We start from the raw sequence: 23,136 nt of genomic DNA, 5'->3' as shown, positions 1-23,136 counted from the left end.
CTGTCATCGGGGGCGAGCAAGCTCGAACGGCGGCTCAGGGTCGGCAACGGAAGTCGCCCGTCGGTCACCAGAGCTTGGCCTCGCGCCCCACTGCGAACTGCCGAGTACGGCCAGTTTCTGCCACTCGCGGATCGATGATCCTATGACCGACTCGACCGATGAGCCGCCGTTTGATCCAAGTGCTACGCGCAGCTTCCTTAACACCACTTAACTGCCGTTGACCTGGCACCAGGTCAACGGGCAGCCGGCACGTTCTCAGCATTTTTGCTGGTTAGTGGCATCCGCAAAGGTCCAGGCTGCTCATTCGACTATCAACTTTCCGTGTAGGTTTTTTTGTTATTAGTCTTGTCCGTCATCGCTTCCGATGACGCGGCGTTGGGAACGATTTCATAAGCTTATGAGCAGCCCGAATTCCTAGATAGAACACAGCCGAAAGCTACCCAACTCAGTCATTCCCGGTCAACAAGGCAACGAGTGCAATAGTTTCCGCGAGAGTCGGGCTAGGTGACTCGCAGTCTGCCGCCACCGATACGGAGCCGCTGATGAATCCTGATCCCCTTCTGCGCACAATTTGGCGACATGTTCTTGCCATTGGCGCACTTACATTCTGCGCTGTCGCATATAGCGAGCCGGCGGCAACGCCGGAACAGAAATTCCCGCCCGGCTACCTGGAAGCTTGCTCGACCGGTTACGACAACGGTCAGGCCGCCCAAGCGCCTGCTCCAGACAAGACGCTAGTAATGACACCTGGTCCGGTGCTCCGGACCTCACTTGTTGCCCAGCCTCCAACACCGAGTTCTTCGCCAAACAAAACGGAGACCAGGAAGTGACTAGGCGGATTTCGGCATTGGCGACAGCGATCCCCCGAGTAGCGCAATGTTTGGCTGCCCCCCCGAGTCTCCGCAGCAGATAGACTCGGGCCATTCTCCACCCACGGTTCGAGCGCTTAACTCGCAGATTGGCAAGAAAAGGTTCTTCGCAAAATTCCGGGAAACCAAGATCCCTTATCGGACCGGAGCGGTCGCTCGCCGTAGTCATGCCGAACGGCGGTAACGGGTTGCGGATTCAACCGGTCGATGCAACACACTAAAGGCTTTGCGAGCCTGAGGGGTGCTGCAAATGAAACAAAGACGGCGGATCTACTACTCCGAGACTCAAAAGGCACTGATGTGGGAACGGTGGCGCAAAGGTGACACGCTTGCGCAGATTGCCCGACTGTTCGATCGCTACCACTCATCGATACAAGGGGTTCTCGCGAGGACCGGCGGGATACAGCCAGCGCAACGACATCGCTCTAGGCTGGCCTTGACGCTCGCCGAACGAGAGGAGATTTCGCGCGCAGTAGTCGCTGGCCACTCCATCCGATCCGTAGCAGCCCGGCTAGGGCGTGCTCCTTCTACTGTCAGCCGCGAGGTCCGGCGAAATGGTGGCAGACAGGGCTATCTGGCGAACCAGGCTGACCAGCTCGCCTGGGAGCGCGCACGGCGCCCAAAGGCATGTAAGCTCGTCAGGAATCAGACACTCGCCCAGGTGGTGGCAAGCAAGCTTCGAATGCAGTGGTCGCCAGAGCAGATTGCGGGTTGGCTTAAGCACGTGTATGCGGTCAACAAGGACTATCAGGTGTCGCACGAGACAATCTATCGGAGCCTCTACATCCAGGCCCGTGGTGCGCTTAAAAGAGAGTTGCTGGAACACCTACGGCGTTCTCGAGCCATGCGTAGATCGCGCCAACACACACTGAAGACCGACGACCGTACGAACATCCGAGATGCCGTATCGATCAGTGAACGCCCTGCCACGGCAGAGGATCGTGCGATACCCGGGCACTGGGAAGGCGATTTGCTGTTCGGCAGCGCCAACAGCCAGATTGCGACACTCGTCGAGCGCCAGACCCGGTTCGTGATGCTGGTGAAGATTGCCAGCAAGGACTCCGAGGCTGTAGTCAACGCCCTGATCAAGCACGCTGGCAAGCTGCCGCAGGAGCTGTACAAGTCGCTGACTTGGGATCGTGGCACGGAGATGGCTGGTCACAAGCGTTTCACCGTCGCCACGGACATCCAGGTCTACTTCTGCGATCCCCAGCATCCGTGGCAACGCGGTTCCAACGAGAACACGAATGGCCTCTTGAGACAGTACTTGCCGAAAGGCACCGATCTCTCAGCCTATTCGCAAGCCAAGCTCAACGCCATCGCCAGGCGGCTCAACGAACGCCCGCGCAAGACACTAAACTTCGATACACCGGCTGAACGATTCCATCAAGCTGTTGCATCGACCGGTTGAATCCACAGTCGATCAGAGACAGTCGTAAGCCTCGTTACCGCCCGACCTGGAATCCCGCGTGCGGGCCTGATTCGCGACAGCTACGCCGACTTCGGCCGAATGCTGGCCTGCGAGACGCTGCGCGAGCGGGCACGACATCAAGATTTCGCCTGTGCCGAATCATGTACATTCCCGCCGGTTGCGTTGCTAATGAGTTTTGGGTGGGCGCAGCTTCCAGGACACCCGGAAGCCGGCGTCAAACAGCATGCCCGGGGCGAACTGGCGCAGATCGATGGCAGCGATCACGCCTGGTTCCATGCGCCAGATGAGGCGGACCGCGCAACTGATGGGCGCCGCGACCGCCCGCCCGCTCGCCTCGCTTCCGCGGAACAAGTAGCGCATCGCGCTCGCGCGCACCCGACCAACCGTATCCGCGGTCCCGCGCTCCCGCTACTATGCTAGTCACCATCGACCGGCACGGGAGCGAACTTGGCCAACCCGGATCTTCTCGATAGCGACCAAATGACCGCGCACGTCGTCGCTGCACAAGCAAGCCCGTGCGACGAACTCGTCATCCGCTCGCAGCCCACCGCGGTCGACCGCCCGTGCCGGCGCAAGCGTCTGGCACTCGCCGCGACGATCCTCGGCTCAAGCATGGCGTTCATCGACGGCTCCGTCGTCAATGTCGCGCTACCCGCCATTCAGAGCGAACTCGGCGCGAGCGTCGCGGCAATGCAGTGGATCGTTAACGCCTACCTGCTCTTTCTCGGGTCCCTCGTGCTGGTGGGCGGATCGATGGGCGACAAGCTCGGCCGCCGCACGGTGTTCATTGCGGGCATCGGGGTCTTCACGCTGGCGTCGGCCGCTTGCGGGTTCGCGCCGCACGCGAATTCGCTGATCGCCGCGCGCGCAGTGCAGGGCATTGGTGCAGCACTCTTCGTACCCAGTAGTCTCGCGATCATCGGCGCAGTGTACGAAGGCGAAGCGCGCGGACGGGCAATCGGCACCTGGGCGGCCGTCGGGGCGATCACGTCCGCGGCGGCGCCGGTGGCGGGCGGCTGGCTCGTCGACGTGTTGTCGTGGCGCGCGATATTCTTCCTCAACGTCCCGCTTGCTGCGATGACGATCGCGCTCGCGATTTTGTCGGTGCCGAACAGCCACAAGCTCGATGCGCCTCAACGGTTGGACTGGCCCGGCGCGCTTAGGACCCTAGCAAAAATAACTTGAACAGTTGTCCTCGCGTCTATACGATGCGCACATGGATATCAGCGAGGCAGTCGAAGCGAAGTTTCGGGCCCTGCAGGCGCGCCTTGATGAGGCGACGTTGCGCCTATGGGCCGCCGCCGAAGCGCGCAGCCTGGGGCGTGGGGGCGTGAGTCTGGTGGCCAAAGCGATAGGCATCTCGCGCACCACGATCTATGCGGGACTGGCCGAACTCGAAGCGGCCGGTGGAGCGACGCGGGACATGACGGCCAAGCGCATTCGTGCCCCGGGAGGCGGGCGCAAGAGGCTAACTGAGCTCGATGCGAGGTTGTTGGAGCACCTGGATGCACTGGTGGAGCCGACCAGCCGGGGTGACCCGATGTCAGCACTACGATGGACGTGCAAGAGCACCACCCGTCTGGCCGAAGAGCTCAACCGGCTGGGGCATCGCGTGAGTCAGCGCACGATCTGCGATCTGCTGACGCAGACGGGCTACAGCTTGCAATCGGTGCGCAAGACACGCGAAGGCGCGCAGCACCCCGACCGCGACGCGCAGTTCCACTACATCGCCGACAAGGTGGCGCAGTATCAGCGCCAGCGTCAGCCGGTCATCTCGGTGGACACGAAAAAGAAGGAGCTGATCGGCGATTTCAAGAACGCTGGCCGCGAATGGCAGCCCAAGGGCCAACCCGAGCAGGCGCGTGTGCACGATTTCATCGACGATGAACTGGGCAAGGTTGCCCCGTATGGCGTCTATGATGTGACGGCCAACGAGGGCTGGGTCAGCGTGGGCATCAACCACGACACCGCCGAGTTCGCGGTTCAAAGCATCCGTCGCTGGTGGCTGGAGATGGGCCGTCCGTTGTATCCGAAAGCCAGGCGACTGCTGGTCACCGCCGACTGCGGTGGCAGCAACGGGTATCGTGTGCGGCTGTGGCGGGTGCAGTTGCAGCGACTGGCCGACGAACTCGGTTTCGCTGTGCAGGTGTGCCACTTTCCGCCGGGTACGAGCAAGTGGAACAAGATCGAGCATCGCCTGTTCTGCCATATCACGAACAACTGGCGCGGCCGACCGCTGTTGACGCGTCAGGTGGTAGTGAACCTCATCGGCAGCGTGAGTACCGCTGAAGGGCTGAAAGTGCGTGCGGAACTGGACGAGAACATGTACGACGCAGGTATCAAGGTCAGCGACGCCGAACTCGCTGCCGTGGCCATTGAGCGCGACGAATTTCATGGCGAGTGGAACTACCGCATCAAACCTCGAACATCTCGTCGCAAGACGTAATTGTTCAAGTTATTTTTGCTAGGATCCTTAGCGTCGCAGCGGGGCTCGCTGCCCTCACCTATGGTCTGACCGAGGCGTCTGCGCGCGGTTTCGCAGATCCGCTTGTCCTGTGCGCGATCGGCGCCGGCGCGTTCGTGCTGGTCGCATTCGTGATGATCGAAGCGAACAGCCGTCACCCCATGATGCCGCTCGACGTGTTCCGCTCACGCGATTTCACCGGCGCCAACCTCGTCACACTGCTGCTCTACTTCGGCCTGAGCGGCGCGCTGTTCTTCCTGCCGTTCACGCTGATCCGCGCACATGCCTACACCGCAACCGAAGCGGGCGCGGCGCTGCTGCCGGTGCCGGTCATCATCGGCTTGTTGTCGCGCCTCACCGGCGGCCTGACGAGCCGCTTCGGTTCGCGCATCCTGTTGAGCGCTGGCCCGGGTGTCGCCGGAATCGGGTTCCTGATGCTGGCGTTGCCGTTCGTGCGCGCCAGCTATTGGGCCGGATTCTTCCCTGCGCTCATCGTGCTCGGGCTTGGCATGACGATCACCGTCGCGCCACTCACGACGATTGTGATGGGCTCGGTGCCGGCTGACCACGCAGGCGTTGCATCCGGCATCAACAATGCGGTTGCACGTGTGGCGAGCCTGCTGGCAATTGCGGTGCTCGGCATCGTGTTCGTGTGGTCGCACCAAGCGGCGCTGTCGGCGCGGCTTGATGAACTGGACGTTCCCAGGGACGCACGCCGGACCGGGCAGTTGCTGGAGCCGGGCGCGCAAGCCGGGGCGGCAGCGGGCGACGCCCATTTGCCGACTCAGACACCCGTGGCGCTGGCGGAAGCCGAAGCTATCACCGACGCGCTGCGCGCCGTTGCGCTGGTGTCCGCCGTGTGCGCGTTCGCCGGAGCGGGTCTCGCGGTGGCGACCATCCGACCCCGCAGGTGATATGGCTCGTGTCGCCGGACGCGTCCGTTGCCTGTCGGCGCCCTCCCCGCGACGAAGGCAGATGGGTCAAGAAGCCGGGGGATGTCGTGCCGCTGGCGCCATTCCTGGCGTCGCAGCCGGATGCCAGTCCAGGCGCAGGAGCAGCCGGTCGCCGCCTACAGCGGCCCGGGCAGCGTCTTCAGGCCGATCCAGAGCACCACGATGACAACATTGACCGGTACGCAGAGCGCGCCGGGCACGTAGAAGAGCGCGGACAGCGCGGGCGCGGACAGCACAAGTTCCACCACGCTACCCAGCCCATAGCAGCAGACACCGCACCAGAGCCAGCGCCGCATGTACGTTAGCAGCCAATGCGCGCGCGCCTTGTTGAAATGCCAGGCGAGGGCTCGTTCAGCGCGGTTGCCCTGGCTGGCGTCCCGGTACAGCCAGCTGAAGAAAAAGTAGCGGTACAGCAGGGCGCGAAAGGTCTGCTCTTGCATGATCACTCCTTTGGCCGTTGCCAGCCTGTGGAGTGTAAAGGTCATTCAATCCCACAGCGCAGGCCGGATGCCAGCGGCGCAGGCCAATTACCGTTCTGTTCAATGTCATTGGTAGAAACGCCCGGCACGGAAGTCAAGCGTGACGGGAATCGCTGCCGGCACAGGACGGCCACGTGGTGGCACTGCTGCGCCGCAGCGCGAATGGGCAAGCGCACTGGAACCCGGCCAGCCATTTGGCCTGACTTGGCAGACGATGCGGTTGCGCCGACTCTCATGCCTGTGATCACGGCAGCAAGACTGCCGATGACTCGGATGGCAAGACCCCCTGGGGCATAAGCTGCCCGCGCCGAACGGGATTTTCCCCTATTTGGAGTAATGGGCTGGTCGTGCTACGCTCCTCAGCGAGCGATACCCGTCCCGACGTCGTGCCCCGGTGGGGCCGCGCATCTGCAGGGCAATCCGCAGGGCGTTTCGGGCTCATTCTCATCGCTTATCCAACTTTGTCTGCATTCGAACCTGAGCGGCATTTCCCCGCTCGTGGAGCCGTGCGCGCGGGAAACCGGCACGGATGACGTCGCGTCGTGACCGGCGACGCGACGTCATTTGTGGTTGGTCATCCTCTTGCGCGTGCGCCTCAGGGACGTACCGGACGGGGCATCTCCGTGATCGATCGTGATCCGGGCGCCCCGGGGATACGTGCGCCCAAATGAAGCTACGGGTCTCGAATGCGATCGCCCCCACCCCTGGCAGCAGGGATGGGCGGAAGAAGAAATGACGATGAGACCACGATGACTTACACCACCAATATCGGACGTCGGCAGTTCCTCAAGATACTTGGCCTTGGATCTGTTGCCGTCTCGGCCTCGGCCCTGGGCCTGGGTACAGCCTGGGCGCAGGCGCCTGCCGGCGTGCGCCCCTACAAGCTGCTGCGTGCGAAAGAGACTCGCAACAACTGCACCTATTGCTCGGTCGGGTGCGGCCTCCTGATGTATTCGCTGGGTGACGGCGCCAGGAATGCGAAGCCCCGCATCTTCCACATCGAGGGGGATCCCGATCACCCGGTCAGCCGTGGTTCGCTCTGCCCCAAGGGCGCGGGGCTGCTGGACATCGTCCATTCGAAAAACCGGTTGCAGTATCCGGAATACCGCGCGCCAGGGTCGAAGGAGTGGGTGCGCATCAGCTGGGACGATGCGACCAGGCGCATCGCCCGCCTGCTGAAAGACGACCGCGACAAGAATTTCATCGCGCGCAACGAGAAGGGCCAGCTGGTGAACCGCTGGCTGAGTTCGGGCATGCTCGCCTCATCGGCGGCGTCCAATGAAACCGGGGTTCTCGACTTCAAGTTTGCCCGCTCGCTCGGCATGCTGGCGCTGGACTGCCAGGCGCGCCTGTGCCACGGGCCAACGGTTTCGGCGCTGGGGCCGTCCTTCGGCCGCGGCGCGATGACCAACCACTGGGTGGACATCAAGAACGCCAATGTCGTCATCGTCATGGGCGGCAACCCGGCCGAGGCGCATCCGGTCGGCTTCAAATGGGTGATCGAGGCCAAGATCAGGAACAAGGCCAAGGTCATCGTCATCGATCCGCGCTTCAACCGCACCGCCTCGGTTGCCGATATCTTCTCGCCGATCCGGGCGGGGTCGGATACGGCCTTCCTGATGGGCATGGTCAACTGGCTTCTGCAGCATGACAAGATCCAGCACGACTATGTGCGCGCCTACACCAACGCGTCGCTGATCGTGCGCGAGGATTTCGGCTTCGACGAAGGGCTGTTCTCGGGCTTCGATCCGCAGAAGCTCGTCTACGACAAATCCTCCTGGAACTATGAGCTCGACGCAGCCGGGAACGCGAAACGCGATCCCTCGATGCGCCATCCGCGCTGCGTGCTGAGCCTGCTGAAGCAGCACGTGTCACGCTACACGCCCGAGAAGGTCGAGGAGATCACCGGCGTCAAGCGGGCCGACTTCCTGCAGATCGCCGAGATCGTCGGCTCGTGCTCGGCCAAGGACAAGACGCTGACCTGGCTTTACGCGCTCGGCTGGACGCACCACACCGGCGGCGCGCAGATCATCCGCGGCGCCGCGATGATCCAGCTGCTGCTGGGCAATGTCGGCATGTCCGGCGGCGGCGTGAATGCGCTGCGCGGGCATTCCAACATCCAGGGCTATACCGACCTTGGCCTGCTGTCGGTGCGGCTGCCAGGCTACATGGACCTGCCCACCGACAGGCAGCAGACCCTGAAGCAATACCTGGCCGATGCCACGCCCAAAGCCGTGCTGCCCGATCAGGTGAACTACTGGAAGAACCTGCCCAAGTTCTTCGTCTCATTGCAGAAGAACCTGTTCGGCAAGCATGCCACGGCGGAAAACAACTGGGCCTTTGAGCTGCTGCCAAAGTGGGACCGCAGCTACGACATGCTAGCCTATTTCGACCTGATGTACCAAGGCAAGGTCAACGGCTATGTCGTCCAGGGGTTCAACCCGCTGGCGGCGATGCCTGACAAGAACAAGACCTCGGCCGCGCTGTCGAAACTCAAGTTCCTCGTGGTCATCGACCCGCTGGTGACCGAGACCTCCAACTTCTGGCGCAACGAAGGCAAGTTCAACGACGTCAAGACCGAAGAGATCATGACCGAAGTCTTCCGGCTGCCGTCGAGCTGCTTTGCCGAGGAAGACGGGACGGTCGTGAACTCCGGCCGTTGGCTGCAATGGCACTACGCGGGCCAGCAGCCGCCGGGCGAGGCACGGCATGATCCGGCCATCCTCGGCGGCATCATGATGGAGCTGCGGCGGCTTTACGAGAAGGAAGGCGGCGCCTGCCCGGAACAGGTGCTGCACATGACCTGGGACGAGGCGACCTATCACGATCCCTACAGCCCCCATCCCGAAGAAATGGCCAAGGAAGCCAACGGCTACGCGTTGGCCGACGTGTTCGACGAGACCGGGAAGAAGATCCTGCGCAAGGGCCAGTTGCTGGATTCGTTCGCGCAACTGCGCGACGACGGCACGACCTCGAGCTACTGCTGGATCTTCACCGGCTCCTGGACCGAGGCGGGCAACCAGATGGCCAGGCGCGACAACACCGACACCGGCCTGGGGAACACGCCCGGCTGGGCCTGGTCCTGGCCTGCGAACCGCCGCATCCTCTACAACCGCGCCTCGATGGACGAGATGGGGAACCCCTGGGATCCCAACCGCCAGATCCTGCATTGGAACGGCGAGAAATGGGTGGGCGCGGACGTGCCCGATTTTCCGCTCACTGCGGCGCCCGGCACGCCCGTCGGCCCCTTCATCATGCTGCCCGAAGGCGTTGGACGCCTGTTCTCAGTCGGCGGCATGATCGACGGCCCCTTCCCCGAGCATTACGAGCCGGTCGAAAGCCCGATCGCGAAGAACCCCCTGCACGACAAGGTCACGCACAACCCGACCGCCCGCATCTTCCAGAACGATGCACAGCGGATGGGCAACCGCACCGAGTTCCCCTATGTCGCCACGACCTATTCCATCACCGAACTGTTCCGCCACTGGACCAAGCACTCGCACCTGAACGCCATGCTCCAGCCCGAGCAATTCGTCGAGATCGGCGAAAAGCTGGCCGCGCACAAAGGCATCGCCCATGGCGACACGGTGAAGATCACGACCAAGCGCGGCCATATCACTGCCAAGGCCGTGGTGACCAAGCGCATGCGCACGCTCCAGGTGGCCGGGCAGACGGTCGATCAGATCGGCATCCCCTGCCATTGGGGCTTCGAGGGGGCGACCCGCAAGGGCTATCTCGCCAACACGCTTGCGCCGGGTGTCGGCGACGCCAATTCGCAAACGCCGGAATTCAAGGCATTCCTCGTAAACATTGAAAAAGTGGCGGGAGCCCAGGCATGAACTCGCAGAACATCATCCGTCGCTCGGCCTCGTCGGAGCTGACACCCGCCCCGCGCATCCGCGACCATCAGATGGAAGTGGCCAAGCTGATCGACGTGTCGATCTGCATCGGCTGCAAGGCGTGCCAGGTCGCCTGCAATGAATGGAACGACCTGCGCGGCGACGTGCAGGAGAATGTCGGCGTCTACGACAATCCACGCGACCTGTCGCCCAACACCTGGACCCTGATGCGCTTCACCGAGCATGAGGACCAGGCGGGCAAGCTGGAATGGCTGATCCGCAAGGACGGCTGCATGCATTGCGAGGATCCCGGCTGCCTGAAAGCCTGCCCGGCGCCCGGCGCCATCGTACAGTATGCAAACGGCATCGTCGATTTCCAGTCCGACCTGTGCATCGGCTGCGGCTATTGCGTCGCGGGCTGCCCTTTCGACGTGCCGCGCATTTCCAAGCTGGACAACAAGGCCTACAAGTGCACGCTGTGCTCGGACCGCGTCTCGGTCGGGCAGGAGCCTGCCTGCGTCAAGACCTGCCCGACCGGCGCCATCGCCTTCGGCTCGAAGGCAGAGATGCAATCCCTCGCCGCCGAGCGCGTGGCCGAGTTGAACGAGCGCGGCTATGCCAAGGCCGGCCTGTATGACCCGGCGGGGGTCGGCGGCACCCACGTGATGTATGTGCTGCAACATGCCGACGACCCGAAGCGTTACGCGGGCTTGCCGAAGGACCCGGGGATCAGCTCGGTGGTCTCGGGCTGGAAGGACGGCCTGAAACCCGTCGCCGGCTTCGTCGGCGCGGCGGCGGTGGTGGGCATGGCGGCGCATTTCATGGCGGTCGGCCCCAACACCACCGAAACAGACGATCACGACGCCCCGGCTGACGGCGCGGCATAAGCGGAGACCGGAAATGGCGACCAACAACGACAGGATCCTGCGCACGAAATTCGCCGAGCGGCTGTGCCACTGGGCGATCGTGCTCTGCTTCTTCCTCGCGGCGGTTTCGGGAATCTCGTGGTTCTTTCCGACGGTGAGCTGGCTGAGCGGCTTCCTTGGCACGCCGCAGATGGCGCGGCTGCTCCACCCGTTCCTGGGCATAGCGGTTTTCGCGGGGCTTTGCTATATGTTCTGGCGTTTCGTTGGCTACAACATGCCCGCGCGCACCGACGCGATCTGGTTCCGCCGCGCCAGGGAAGTGCTCCTGAACCAGCATGGCGGCGAACCGCTGCAGATCGGCAAGTACAACGCCGGCCAGAAGGTGCTGTTCTGGCTCATCATGGCGTCGATCCTGGCCCTGCTGATCTCCGGGTTGATCATGTGGCGCGCCTATTTTGCCGAATATTTTCCGATTCCCGTGCTCCGCCTGGCGATCCTGGCCCATTCCGTCGCGGGGATCGGCCTGATCCTGCTGATCGTGGGCCACATCTATCTGGCCATCTGGGTCCGCGGCTCGATCACGGGCATGGTGACGGGCTACGTCTCGCACGCCTGGGCCAGGCAGCACCATGACCGCTGGTATGGCGAGTTGAAGGCGAAAGAGTCGAATCAGTCGAAAGCCGTGGCAGCGAAGGGACACAAAGCATGAACCAGCATCAGATCATGCCGGGAACACTGCCATCGGACGAGGCCTCCCGCCATTTCACGCCCCTGATCCAGCCAGACCTTGCCGGTCTTTACAGCCGCCGCGCCGCGCGCCTGCGCGCGCTGGCCGACGGGCACGATCTTGCCGATTACCTGCGCCTGGCCGCCCGCGTGGCCGAGGTACAGGCGTCGCTTGTGCCCGAGGCCGGTGGGTCCGGCCCGGCAGACGCCAGGGCCATCCCGCAGGAGGGGCATTGGGGCGCCCTGCTTGATCGGCTGATCGAGCGGCTCGCGCACGATATTCCCGCCCCGGTCGCCCCGCATCTTGCGGCACTGCGCGCCCTCCCCGCGGATGCGCGCCTTGGCGCCGCCCAGGCGCTGACCGAGGGCCGTTTTGATGCGGTGCCGGCGGCAATCGCGCCCTTCCTCTGGGCCGCGCTCTCGCTGCAATGTGCCAGCGCCGCACGGGCGGCGCCCGTGCCCGACAGCGGCCCGGCCGAGCACGCGTCCTGCCCGGTCTGCGGCACTGCCCCCGTGGCAAGCCTGATCCTGATCGGCGACCGCCAGGGCATGCGCTATCTTCATTGCGCGCTCTGCGAGAGCCAGTGGCACATGGTGCGGGCGAAATGCACCAACTGCGGCGCCGCCTCGGAGCTTGACTACCTCAGCTTCGACACCGCCGAAGCCACGGTGCGCGCCGAAAGCTGCGGCGTGTGCCACGGCTACCGGAAGGTGATCTCACTGGAACGCGACCCGCAGGCCGAGGCCGTGGCCGATGACCTTGCCACGCTGGCCCTGGACGATGCGGTAACGGCGGAAGGCTATCAACGCACCGGATTCAATCCCTTCGCGCTGCCGGGCTGAGGCGCTGCCCGACATATCCATGTGCTAACCGCCAGATTCTTTCGCTTACCCGAACGCCCGCACGCCGGTCATCCATTCATGAAGCACGAATCCGAACAGCGCCCAGCCTGCCAGCCCGACGACCACCACCATCGCATCGCGCGCAGGTGTCCCGGTCGGGTAGCTGGTTCCCGCTTCCCGGTCCCGCCCGCGCGCTGACACGAAGTCCGCCACCGCCCACGCCAGGAACGCGCCAAACAGCACCACTGCGGCGAGTGTTCCGTTGGCAAGCAGGTGCCCCAGGGCCCAGGCCTGCACGCCTGCCAGCATCGGATGACCAAGCGCAGCCTTGATGCGGTTGCGAGGCACATATGCCGCCGCAATCAGCACGAAGGCCGGGATCGTGAGTAATGCGGCAACGTACCGCCCCCACACCGGCGGGGTCCAGACCACCACAGGATGCGCGCTGGCCAGGCCGTAGCCCCAGACAACCAGCGCCAGGCCGGCTATCGAAACCAGGGTGTACAAGCCTTTCCAGCGACCGGGGCCGAGCCTGGCAATCTGCGCGGTGCGCCATGGGTCAGCAACCATGCGTACCGAGTGCGCACCCAGAAAAATAAGCAATCCCAAAACCAGTACCGTCATGCTGCTACCCCTTTCTTTAGCGCCCGCCGCACACCTATGCTAGACATATTGCGTTGCAGCGGTCCAGCCTTATTCCGGAGGGTTTCCCCATGCTTCAGAACAGTGACGTCGCGGCCAGGATTCCTGCGCAAGACCTCGCACGAGCGAGATCCTTCTACTCGAGCAAGCTCGGGCTTGAGCCAGTCGAGGAACGGCCCGGCGGCCTGCGCTACAAGTGCGGCAACAGCTACTTCGTACTTTTCGAGTCGGCTGGCTCGGCCTCTGGCAGTTACACACAAATGGCCTGGGAGGTCGATGACATCCAGGCAACCGTCAGCGAGCTGCGGCACCTGGGAGTCGTGTTCGAAGAATACGATCTTCCCGGCCTCAGGACCATCAATGGGATCGCCGAGGTCCAGGGGAACTACCCGTCCAAGGGTGGCATAGGCGAGAAAGGTGCCTGGTTCAGAGACAGCGAGGGCAACCTCCTTGCCATCGGGCAACCGATCAGGTGAGTCCATCGGCCGTCCCCATCTGAAGCAATCCATGTGGTTGACGTCCTCCTCTGCCTAAAGGCAGGGGATTCCCACAGCTGGCGATGCACGTCCGCATCGGAGAATGTTCAGCGCAGCATTGGTATCACGGTCATGCACGACACCACAGCTACTCCAGGTCCACTCCCTTATTCGCAGTCCTGCGATACCTTTCGGCCGCGTCGTGCTGTCTTTCGAACCACACGCCGAACAGGACTGGGTAGAACCGCTTTCGTTCACTTCCTCAAACGTGGCCCCGTGCGCAATCGCTTTGTAGCGGAGCTTGTCCCGGAAGGACGACCAGGATGCGTCGTAGACGCTCTTCGCCATACTGGTTTTGGCGAGTTTCACAGCCGACACGTTGCCGACTGCGATGTAGTCGAAGCGTCGAACCAGATCGAGCGCGAGCTTGTGCTGGAAGTCGGCGCGGGCATTCGCCACCTTGGCATGCAGCTTGGCAATATGCCGCTTGTGCTGTCGCGCCCGCTGCGCCTTCGCCAGCCTTTCGGCGGCATGCCGGCCAAACCGGTCATTGGGAAGTTTCTCGCCGGTCGAGAGCGTGGCGAAGTCCTTCAAACCAAGGTCGATACCGACGCCAGCCTGAATCGGGCATGCTGGCACATCGGCAACCTCTATCACGACGTTGAGAAACCAGTTCCCGCGCCCATCCTGCGCAAAGTTCGTGCCGTCCTTGATCTTGCCTTCTGGCAACAGGCGGCTGTTGAACCCACGGAAGGTATTCCCGGCAAAGCGAAACGCCTCGCCCTCTCGTTTCAGCTCGCGACCCTTCAGCGGCACCCATCCCAGGGATTTCCTGCCGCGGTATCGCAGATAAGGACGGCGATGCTGGCTGCGCGATTTTGCGTACTGCTCGCACGTCGCGTTGACCGTGCCGGAATGGATGCCGAGTTCCTTGCTGCTGCCGGTGGTCAGCACGTTCAAATCGAACCCGCTCGGCCACTTCTTACCCCATTTGAGCGCATGCTTCTGCGTGTCATTGCAGAAGTTCCAGACGTAGTTCACCGCTCGGCTCTGCTTGTTAAGCAGGCCGTTGAGCGACTTCACCCGGTAGCGGTAGACAAGCATCATGCCGCACATTCTAACGTGGGAATGCCGCCTCGCGGCGGCGCTCCTTTCACTCCCCGCCATGAATGGCGGGGTTTCTCGGAGCAAGTCTGATGAATTTGCTTCTGATCTTTGTTCCAATCGCAATCGCCCTGGAATTCCTTGCTTCCGATCACCACCTCCTGATCTTTATCGCTTCCTCCCTGGCCATCCTGCCGCTTGCCGGACGGATGAGCCATGCCACCGAGCAACTCGCGGAGCGCATGGGCGAGGCGGTCGGGGGCTTGCTCAATGCGACATTCGGCAATGCGGCTGAACTGATCATCGCACTTGTCGCATTGCGTGCCGGCCTCCATCAGGTAGTGGAAGCCTCCATCGTGGGTTCCATTGTCGGAAATATGCTGCTGGTGTTTGGCGCCGCGATGCTGCCCTGTCTGCATCCGGAACTCCATCAACTCTTCTGGGAAGGATCGCAAGATGCTCACCAAACTGAAAGCGGCGTTCCCCTACTTCAATAGCGTGGTCCCGTTCCGGCTGGGCCCCGCCCTGATCACGACGGTGGTGCTGATCACCCTGCTGCTGCTGCCTGTGCCAGAGGGGCTCACGCCCAAGGCCTGGGGCCTGGTTGCCATCTTCCTGACCACAATCGTTGCGATCATCCTGAAGGTCATGCCGATCGGGGTGATGGCGATGATGGCCATCGTGGTCCTCTCGTTGTCGCAGGTGACCTCGACCTCGTCCAAGGGAGCGATCGCCGATGCGCTGACCGCCTTCGACAGTCCGTTGATCTGGCTGATCGTGGTGGCCATCCTGATCTCCCGCGGCGTGAAGAAGACCGGCCTGGGCACCCGTATCGGCCTGATGTTCATCTCCCTGATGGGGAAACGAACGATAGGCATCGGCTATGGCCTGGCCACCTGCGAGCTGGTGCTGGCGCCCTTCACACCGAGCAATACCGCGCGCGGCGGCGGCATCGTGCATCCGATCATGAAGTCGATCGCCAACGCATTCGACTCAGACCCGGCCAAGGGCACGGAGGGCAAGGTCGGCACCTACCTGGCGCTGGTCAACTATCACGCCAACCCTATCTCCTCGGCGATGTTCGTGACCGCCACCGCCCCGAACCCGCTGGTGGTGGACTACATCGCCAAGGCGACCAATCAGAATCTGCATCTGAGCTGGACGAGCTGGGCGCTGTGCATGTTGCTGCCCGGCCTGCTATGCATGCTGGTGATGCCGCTGGTGATCTTTGTGTTGTCGCCGCCGCAGCTCAAGGCCACACCCAATGCGGTGGAGTATGCGCACGCCGAAATGGCGAAGATGGGTCCGGTGTCGCCGAAGGAAATGGTCATGATATTCACCTTCGCGCTGCTGCTGCTGCTATGGGCCAACGTTCCGGCGATGGTGTTCGGTCCGTCGCTCACGCTGGACCCGACGGTGGTCGCCTTCGTCGGCCTGTTCGTGCTGATCATCACTGGCACCCTCGACTGGGACGACGTGCTGTCCGAGAAGAGCGCCTGGGACACGCTGATATGGTTTGGTGCGCTGATCATGCTGGCCGAGCAACTGAACAAGCAGGGTGTGATCGGGTGGTTCTCTAAGGGCATGAGCGACGCGATCGTGGCCAGTGGCATTGGCTGGGGCGGCACGGCCGCGGTCCTGGTGGCGGTCTTCGTGTTCTCGCACTACCTGTTCGCCAGCACGACCGCGCACATCAGTGCGATGATGCTCGCCTTCCTGACAGTCGGAGTCCAGCTGATACCGCCAGAGTATGTGGTGCCGTTCATGCTGCTTATGGCGGCCGGCTCGGCGAGCATGATGACGCTGACCCACTATGCGACGGGCACCTCGCCGATCATCTTCGGCAGCGGCTTTGTCACGATGGGAACCTGGTGGCGCGTCGGTTTTGTGATGTGCGTGGTGGAGCTGCTGATCTTCGCCGTGGTCGGGAGCGTCTGGTGGAAGGTGCTTGGCTTCTGGTGAACATGCAGCCGGACGACGCGCGATGATCCGCTCGTGATCCCGCCAAGTCGACGCGTTCGGCCGCTTCTTCGCCTCGCTCTGAACCCGGAGACGCAAAATGCCATCCTTAAAGTCCGACGGAGTTTCGATCCACTACGAGGTCAAGGGCCAGGGTTCGCCCGTGCTGCTCCTGGCGGGGCTTGCTGGAGTGGGCGCCTCCTGGGGACCACAGGTCGACCTGTTCGCCGCGCATCACCAGGTGATCGTGCCGGATCACCGCGGCACCGGTCAGTCCGAGCACACCGCGCGCGACATGACGATTGCGCAACACGCGCGCGACATGGCGCGCGTCATCGAGGCAGTCGGGTGTGGGCCGGTCCATGTGGTCGGGTCCTCGACCGGAGGCGCCATCGCGCAGCTGCTGGCGATCCATCACCGCGAACGATTGCGCAGCGCGACCATTGTCTCTTCGATTGCTCGCGCGGACGCGTTCTACCGCCGCCAGTTCGACATGCGGCGACGCATGCTGACCGATTCCGGCCTGCGCGCGTCCACCGAGGCGAACGCACTGTTCCTGTTCGACCCGAAATTCAGTCGCGAGCATCCGGAGCAGGTGCAGGCGTGGGTGAACGCCGCATCGGCCGGCACGTTCGACCCGGAGATCGGCTTTGCCCGGATCGACATGATCGTAGGACACGACGCCTTCGACGATCTTCCGTCGATCACGACACCGACGCTGGTACTGGTGGGCCAGCGCGACTTCTGCGCCCCGCCGTACTTCTCTGCGGAGCTTGCAGCGCGGATTCCGGGAGCGGAGTTTGCCACCCTGGACGGTGGCCACTTCATCTTCCTGGAGAAGCCCGTACTCCTGCACGACACTGTGGAAGCCTTCATTGCCAGGCACGAACGATGATCGGTTCGAGGGCACGGCGCCAACATGCGATGTCATGGCTCGCCGCCGCCCGCCTCTGCCTGCGCCGGAGCCGCCCCGTCCTCGCGCAGCCAGACAATGAACTCGGCGCCCTGTCCCACCGCGCTCTCCACGGTAATGCGGCCGCCGTAGCGCTCCACCAGCGCATAGCTGATGGATAGCCCGAGGCCCGTCCCCATCTGCTTCTTGGTCGTGAAGAAAGGATTGAACAGGTTGGGCAGGTCCTCTTCCCGGATGCCGTGGCCGGTGTCGCGGATGTGCAGCGTCACGCCCTGCCCTTCCCGGTCGCGCGTGCGCAGCGTGAGCGTGCCGCCCTCGGGCATGGCGTGGATGGCATTGGTCAGCAGGTTGACCACCACCTGCTGCAACTCGCTGCGGCTGATGCGCACCTGCCGCGTGGCCAGGCAGTCCAGCTCGACCCGGATCGACGCGCCCTTCAGCATGTGCTGGGCCAGGTCGACGCAGCCAGCCGCCACTTCACCCACATCCAGGCGCTCCATATTGCCGGCGTAGGCCTCTGGCCGGACAAACTGCAGCAGCCGGTTGGTCAGCTGCTGGATGCGCCGGACCTGCTCGTCGATCAGCCGCAGCTCATGGCGCACCGGCTCCGCGGCCGGGCCCAGGATCTCGCGCGCAACGTCCAGATTGCCCTGGATCACGGCAATCGGGTTGTTGACCTCATGGGCCACGCCGGCGGTGAGCTGTCCCGCCACGGCGAGCTTTTCCGACGTGATCAGCTGCTGCCGGGCCGCCCGCAGGACGGCGTTGGATTCTTCCAGCTCGCGGGTGCGTTCGGCCACCTTGCGATCGAGCGAGTCCGCCCAGTCCTTGAGCTGGGCGTTGCGCTGCTGCAGGTCAGACAGCAGCTGGTCGAACTGGCCGGCAAGCTGGCCCAGCTCGTCTTCGCTGCCCACCGGGCCTACGCGTGCCCCGGTGTTGCCGGCCTGGAGCGCGCGCATGGTGCCGACCATGCGCGCCATCGGCGCAAACACGCGCCTGGCCCACAGCAGGGAAAAGAGCGCGCCGGCCACTCCCAGCAGCAGGAACAGGCCCACCAGCACGCCCAGCGCCAGGTCTTTGGCCTGGCTGATCGGCTTGGCCAGGTAGCCCACGTACAGCATGCCGATGCGCTGGCCGCGGCTGTCCGCGATCGGCTCATAGGCGCTCATGTACCAGTCGTTGACCACGAAGGCCAGGTCCAGCCATTTCTCGCCGCGCAGCAGCACCTTGTCGCGTACCTCGCGCGAAACCCGCGTGCCCAGCGCGCGCTCGCCATGGAACAGCCGCACGTTGGTGGCGATGCGTGTGTCGTCCAGGAACAGGGTCGCCGTGCCCTGGCTGCCGCGGGGCAATGACTCGGGCTGGTAGACCAGCGCGTTGATGGTGTCGATAAAGCCGAGGTTGTTGTTCAGCAGGGTGCCGCCGTGCAGGATCGCCACCAGTGTGCCGGCTTGATCGAACACCGGCGCCGCCGCGTGCACCACCATGCCGCGGGTTTCCAGGGTCTTGTCGGTCGGCACCGCATTGGCGGTAGGCCGCAGCACCACCTGTGCGCGCCGGGCAAGCTCGGCGGACACGGCTGCCAGCTGGGCCGCGGACCAGGCGTCGGTGGCGGCCGCCGCGCGGCCGGCCGCGGCGCTGCTGACTATGCGCCAGGCGGCGGGGTCTGCCCTTGCGCCAGCGGGCGCAGCGGCAAGCAGCCGCCCTTGCGGATCCAGCAGTTGCAGGAAATCCAGCCCGTGCGTGCGCCGCGCGTCGGCCAGGATGGCGGGCATGGCGTTGGCGCGGCCAAGCCCGGCCACCAGCGCATGTGAACGCGCCTCCTGCAGGACCCGGTCTTCCACGCCGCCCACCATATGCTCGAAGTACTCGTGGGCGACCAGCAGGTCGCTGTTGACCTTGTAGGCCAGCAAGGCCTGGAACGCGCGATTGCCCCACAACCCCATGATCAGCAGCAGCGCCAGCAGCGCCACCAGCAGGGGCGCGACCACGATCGACACAAGCTTGGCCCGCAGCGAGGCGCGATAGCGGCGCAGCAGCGCGGCCGGGCTCAAGGACGCAGGCCCCACTGCAGGCATTTGCGGTCCAGCGTGCGGCGCGAGATGCCAAGCCGGCGCGCCGCTTCCACCCGGTTGCCGCCCTCGGCCGCCAGCACCTGGAGGATGTGCCGCCGCTCCACCGACTCCAGCAGCGTGCCGTCGTCGGCCGGCATGGCTGCATTGTCGTGCTCCGCTTCCGGCAGGTTGGCCTGAGCCGGATCGGCCTGGTGCGCCAGCAGCTCGACCGGGTATTCGCCAAGGATCAGCGCCCGCTCCACCAGGTTGCGCAGTTCACGCGCATTGCCTGGCCAGTCGTAGCCCTTGAGCACCCGGACCAATGAGGGCGAGAGCGGCACCGCGGGCAGTCCGAGCTGGGCCGACAGCTGCTCCGAGAAATGCTCGGCCAGCGGCACGATGTCTTCCGGCCGCGTGCGCAACGGCGGGATGGCGACGGACACGACGTCGAGCCGGTAGTACAGGTCCTGGCGGAAGCGCCCGGCGGCGACCTCGTTGGCCAGGTTGCGGTTGCAGGCCGCGACGATGCGCACGTCCACGGCAATCTCGCGCTCGGTACCGAGCGGCCGGATGCGCCGGTCCTCGATCACCCGCAACAGCTTGGCCTGCATTGCCAGCGGCAGCTCCGAGATCTCGTCGAGGAACAGCGTGCCGCCGTCGGCATAGAGAAACAGGCCATGGCGCCCGCCCGCCGCGCCGGTGAAGGCACCCTTGGCGTGGCCGAACAATTCGCTTTCGATGATCTCGGGCGCCATCGCGCCGCAGTTCAGCGGCACGAACTGGCCCTGCCGTCCGCTCAGGCGGTGCAGCTCGCGCGCCACCACTTCCTTGCCGGTGCCGGACTCGCCCGTCACCAGTACCGTCGATGGCATCGGTGCCACCCGTGCCACCAGCGCCATCACCTTCTTCATGGCTTCGGACTCGCCGATGAAGTGCTTGTGGATGGTGTACTTGTCCAGCTCGCGGCGCAGCAGGTAGTTCTCACGCGCGAGCCGGGTCCGGTCGAAGCAGCGCCGGATGGCATTGAGCATCTGGTCGACGCGGAACGGCTTGACGATGAAGTCCGCCGCGCCCGAGCGCAGCGCGGCAATCGCTGTGTCCATGTCGGCGAAGGCCGTCATCAGGATCACATCGGCGGGGTTGCCGGCCGCGCGCAGTGCCTTGAGCCACTCCACCCCGCTGATACCGGGCAGCGCCACGTCTAGCAGGATCAGGTCGAAATGCCGTTGCTCCAGCAGCGCGGCACCCGCTTCGGCGCTGTCGGCCGTCACCACGCTGCCCACCTTGCCTTCGAGCGCGCGCGACAGGAACGAACGCATGCCGGCCTCGTCGTCCACCACCAGGATCGTGCGGCGCTGCCAGTTGTCGGTTTCAGCGGCGTTGCTTTGTCTTTCGTTCATCACTTTAGGGATTGCGGGGGCAAGGGAAGAGTCTAGCGACAGTGCGCTATCCGCCTGTATTGGGGGTAAACCGAGCCAGCCCCGCAAACCGCGGCCACGGATGGACAGTTTGGCCCGCGCGCGGGGCCGCCGCCAGGACATTTTGTCCACGGCTGCGCCGGACGGCCCGGTCAGCGCGCGGCAAGCCATTGACGGCAAACGGAATCCGCCATGGGCATGGCTTTTGCTGAACCACGCACTCCAGCCCATCGCATCTCGCGCAAGAAGAGGCTGCCACTTCCAGGTAGGAGACAACTTCATGTCATACCCCGCGCAAGCGCAAACGCCCTCGCAGAAGTCCCAACACGCGTCGCCGTCCCGGCCAGCGTCACGCCCGTCGGCCTTCTCCAAGGAGGCCATCATCGCCCGCCCCGGCTTCAACCGCTGGATGGTGCCGCCCGCCGCGCTGGCGGTGCACCTGTGCATCGGCCAGGCCTATGCGTTCTCGGTCTTCAACGAGCCGCTGACACGGATCCTCGGCGTCACGCAGTCCGCGCCGGGCGACTGGCAACTGACCACGCTGGGCTGGGTGTTCTCGCTGGCGATCTTCTTCCTCGGCATCTCCGCGGCGTTTGCCGGCAAGTGGCTGGAGAAGGTCGGGCCGCGGCGCACCATGTTCACGGCCGCGTGCTGCTTCGGCGGCGGCTTCCTGGTGTCGGCGCTGGGCATCTGGCTGCACCAGATCTGGCTGCTGTACCTGGGCTACGGCGTGCTGGGCGGGATCGGGCTGGGGCTGGGCTACGTGTCGCCGGTGTCCACGCTGATCCGCTGGTTCCCCGACCGCCGCGGCATGGCCACCGGCATGGCGATCATGGGCTTCGGCGGCGGCGCGATGATTGGCGCGCCGTTGTCGGTCGCGCTGATGAACACCTTCAAGAGCGCGACCAGCGCGGGCGTGGCACAGACCTTCCTGGTGATGGGCCTGGTCTACTTCATCTCGATGTCGATCGGCGCGCTGGCCATCCGCATCCCGGCCCCGGGCTGGGCGCCCCCGGGCTACGTTCCCACCACCACGGCCCGCAAGATGGTCACGCACGCCCACGTGCACATCGACCAGGCACTGAAGACGCCGCAGTTCTACCTGCTGTGGGTGATCCTGTTCCTGAACATCACCGCCGGCATCGGCGTGCTGGGCCAGGCTGCGGTGATGATCCAGGACACCTTCAAGGGCAGCATCACTGCGGCGGCAGCCGCCGGCTTCGTCGGCCTGCTCAGCATCGGCAACATGACCGGGCGCTTCCTGTGGAGCTCCGCCAGCGACTACTTCGGCCGCAAGATCACCTATGCCATCTTCTTCGCCTTCGGCGCCGCGCTGTACATGGCGGTGCCGGCCGTCGGCGCGTCCGGCAACGTGGCCCTGTTCGTGGCCTGCTACTTCCTGATCCTGACCATGTATGGCGGCGGCTTCAGCACCATTCCCGCCTACCTGGCCGACATGTTCGGCACGGCCTACGTCGGCGGCATCCATGGCCGGCTGCTGACCGCCTGGGCCGCCGCCGGCATTGCCGGACCGGCGCTGGTCAACTACATCCGCGAGCACAAGCTGGCCATGGGCGTGCCCAGGTCAGAGGTCTATGTCGACACCCTGCACATCATGGCCGGCCTGCTGGTGGCGGGGTTCGTCTGCAACCTGCTGATCCGGCCGGTGCATGAGCGCCACCACCTGCGCGAAGCCACCAGCCCAGCCTGAGCGCCACCCCAGCTTCCGATACCAATACACAGGAGACACCACCGTGCAAGACGACCGAACTTTCGGCAAGACGCTGCTGCTGCTCGCGTTCTGGGCCTATGTGCTGATCCCGCTGGGCGCGGGCATCTGGTCGACCCTCGGGAAGGCCATGAAGCTGTTCAGCTGAGCGCTCGCCCTGGCCGTCCGCTGCATCACGATCCGTCAATGCAGCGGGGTCCATCCGTGACTGTGATCCCGCGCGATGGCGCTATCTGTATTTGCTTTGCGGCGCCTGGCGAGCGCTTCTTCCGGCTCGGCGAACTGAGCTTTAGCGGTTCCGCAAGAACTGTACCCTTCGCGGGCAGGCTGTCGTCCTTACGCTTGTCCGTAGTGTCGCGCGACACGCCGT

At 64.3% G+C, this 23,136-nt stretch carries 17 protein-coding genes and 2 pseudogenes; 14 read left to right on the top strand and 5 right to left on the bottom strand.

The genetic code is table 11. The features are described 5' to 3' along the window. Positions 1–1,119: 1,119 nt before the first annotated feature. The 4 genes and pseudogenes from RS901_RS27360 to RS901_RS27345 form a co-directional block, all read left to right on the top strand. The gene (locus tag RS901_RS27360; protein ID WP_316153661.1) at positions 1,120–2,280 is read left to right on the top strand and encodes an IS30 family transposase; all 1,161 of its coding nucleotides are present in this window, start codon (positions 1,120–1,122) and stop codon (positions 2,278–2,280) included. A 501-nt stretch (positions 2,281–2,781) separates the two neighbouring features. Continuing rightward, positions 2,782–3,474 (top strand): annotated as a pseudogene (locus RS901_RS27355) (MFS transporter); the annotation flags it as partial. Positions 3,475–3,517: 43 nt separating this feature from the next. Next, the gene (locus tag RS901_RS27350; protein ID WP_316149395.1) at positions 3,518–4,747 is read left to right on the top strand and encodes an ISAzo13 family transposase; all 1,230 of its coding nucleotides are present in this window, start codon (positions 3,518–3,520) and stop codon (positions 4,745–4,747) included. Between the two features lie 26 nt (positions 4,748–4,773). Continuing rightward, positions 4,774–5,679 (top strand): annotated as a pseudogene (locus RS901_RS27345) (MFS transporter); the annotation flags it as partial. A 155-nt stretch (positions 5,680–5,834) separates the two neighbouring features. On the opposite strand, the gene RS901_RS27340 reads toward RS901_RS27345, so the two are convergent. After that, on the bottom strand, positions 5,835–6,158 hold the full coding sequence (locus tag RS901_RS27340) for a hypothetical protein (protein ID WP_018313653.1): 324 nt from the start codon (positions 6,156–6,158) through the stop codon (positions 5,835–5,837). Between the two features lie 788 nt (positions 6,159–6,946). On the opposite strand from RS901_RS27340, the gene fdnG reads away from it, so the two are divergent. The 4 genes from fdnG to fdhE are packed head-to-tail and all read left to right on the top strand — an operon-like array spanning position 6,947 to position 12,471. Next, on the top strand, positions 6,947–10,036 hold the full coding sequence (fdnG, locus tag RS901_RS27335; protein WP_316157262.1) for a formate dehydrogenase-N subunit alpha: 3,090 nt from the start codon (positions 6,947–6,949) through the stop codon (positions 10,034–10,036). Beyond that, positions 10,033–10,923, top strand: coding sequence for a formate dehydrogenase subunit beta (fdxH, locus tag RS901_RS27330; protein WP_316157261.1), 891 nt, complete (start codon positions 10,033–10,035; stop codon positions 10,921–10,923). The genes fdnG and fdxH overlap by 4 nt, the downstream gene beginning before the upstream one ends. 13 nt (positions 10,924–10,936) lie before the next feature. After that, entirely contained in the window at positions 10,937–11,611 is a 675-nt protein-coding gene (locus RS901_RS27325; protein ID WP_316157260.1) for a formate dehydrogenase subunit gamma, read from the top strand. Continuing rightward, entirely contained in the window at positions 11,608–12,471 is an 864-nt protein-coding gene (fdhE, locus tag RS901_RS27320; RefSeq protein WP_316157259.1) for a formate dehydrogenase accessory protein FdhE, read from the top strand. Before RS901_RS27325 ends, fdhE begins: the two co-directional genes overlap by 4 nt. Before the next feature lie 45 nt (positions 12,472–12,516). Here fdhE and RS901_RS27315 read toward each other — a convergent pair whose 3' ends face one another. Continuing rightward, positions 12,517–13,095, bottom strand: coding sequence for an NnrU family protein (locus tag RS901_RS27315; protein ID WP_316157258.1), 579 nt, complete (start codon positions 13,093–13,095; stop codon positions 12,517–12,519). 89 nt (positions 13,096–13,184) lie between these two features. On the opposite strand from RS901_RS27315, the gene RS901_RS27310 reads away from it, so the two are divergent. Further along, positions 13,185–13,589 (top strand): VOC family protein, encoded by a 405-nt coding sequence (locus RS901_RS27310; RefSeq protein ID WP_316157257.1) that lies wholly within the window; start codon positions 13,185–13,187, stop codon positions 13,587–13,589. Between the two features lie 54 nt (positions 13,590–13,643). Here the strand turns inward: RS901_RS27310 and RS901_RS27305 are convergent, their stop codons facing one another. Continuing rightward, positions 13,644–14,696, bottom strand: coding sequence for a transposase (locus RS901_RS27305; RefSeq protein ID WP_316157256.1), 1,053 nt, complete (start codon positions 14,694–14,696; stop codon positions 13,644–13,646). An 89-nt stretch (positions 14,697–14,785) separates the two neighbouring features. Between RS901_RS27305 and RS901_RS27300 the strand changes: the two genes are divergently transcribed. The 3 genes from RS901_RS27300 (at position 14,786) to RS901_RS27290 (ending at position 17,547) form a co-directional block, all read left to right on the top strand. After that, complete coding sequence (locus tag RS901_RS27300; RefSeq protein ID WP_316157255.1) at positions 14,786–15,190, top strand: hypothetical protein; 405 nt, start codon at positions 14,786–14,788, stop codon at positions 15,188–15,190. Continuing rightward, a complete protein-coding gene (locus RS901_RS27295) occupies positions 15,150–16,655 on the top strand; it encodes a DASS family sodium-coupled anion symporter (RefSeq protein ID WP_316157254.1) in 1,506 nt (501 codons plus the stop codon). The genes RS901_RS27300 and RS901_RS27295 overlap by 41 nt, the downstream gene beginning before the upstream one ends. 97 nt (positions 16,656–16,752) lie before the next feature. After that, positions 16,753–17,547 carry an alpha/beta fold hydrolase gene (locus RS901_RS27290; protein ID WP_316157253.1) on the top strand — a complete coding sequence of 265 codons (795 nt, stop codon included), beginning with the start codon at positions 16,753–16,755 and terminating at the stop codon, positions 17,545–17,547. Positions 17,548–17,579: 32 nt separating this feature from the next. Here the strand turns inward: RS901_RS27290 and RS901_RS27285 are convergent, their stop codons facing one another. Beyond that, positions 17,580–19,643, bottom strand: coding sequence for a sensor histidine kinase (locus RS901_RS27285; RefSeq protein ID WP_316157252.1), 2,064 nt, complete (start codon positions 19,641–19,643; stop codon positions 17,580–17,582). Beyond that, on the bottom strand, positions 19,616–21,019 hold the full coding sequence (locus tag RS901_RS27280) for a sigma-54 dependent transcriptional regulator (RefSeq protein WP_316157251.1): 1,404 nt from the start codon (positions 21,017–21,019) through the stop codon (positions 19,616–19,618). The genes RS901_RS27285 and RS901_RS27280 overlap by 28 nt, the downstream gene beginning before the upstream one ends. 298 nt (positions 21,020–21,317) lie before the next feature. Between RS901_RS27280 and RS901_RS27275 the strand changes: the two genes are divergently transcribed. Further along, complete coding sequence (locus RS901_RS27275; RefSeq protein ID WP_316157250.1) at positions 21,318–22,748, top strand: L-lactate MFS transporter; 1,431 nt, start codon at positions 21,318–21,320, stop codon at positions 22,746–22,748. 43 nt (positions 22,749–22,791) lie between these two features. Next, complete coding sequence (locus RS901_RS27270) at positions 22,792–22,914, top strand: MFS transporter small subunit (protein WP_010809255.1); 123 nt, start codon at positions 22,792–22,794, stop codon at positions 22,912–22,914. The last annotated feature ends 222 nt before the right edge of the window (positions 22,915–23,136 follow it).

Origin of the sequence: Cupriavidus sp. BIC8F (assembly GCF_032465815.1) — a bacterium.
Lineage (GTDB): Bacteria > Pseudomonadota > Gammaproteobacteria > Burkholderiales > Burkholderiaceae > Cupriavidus > Cupriavidus necator.
Note: the sequence above shows the minus strand (reverse complement) of the source record. Positions and strands in the feature narration are given on the sequence as shown.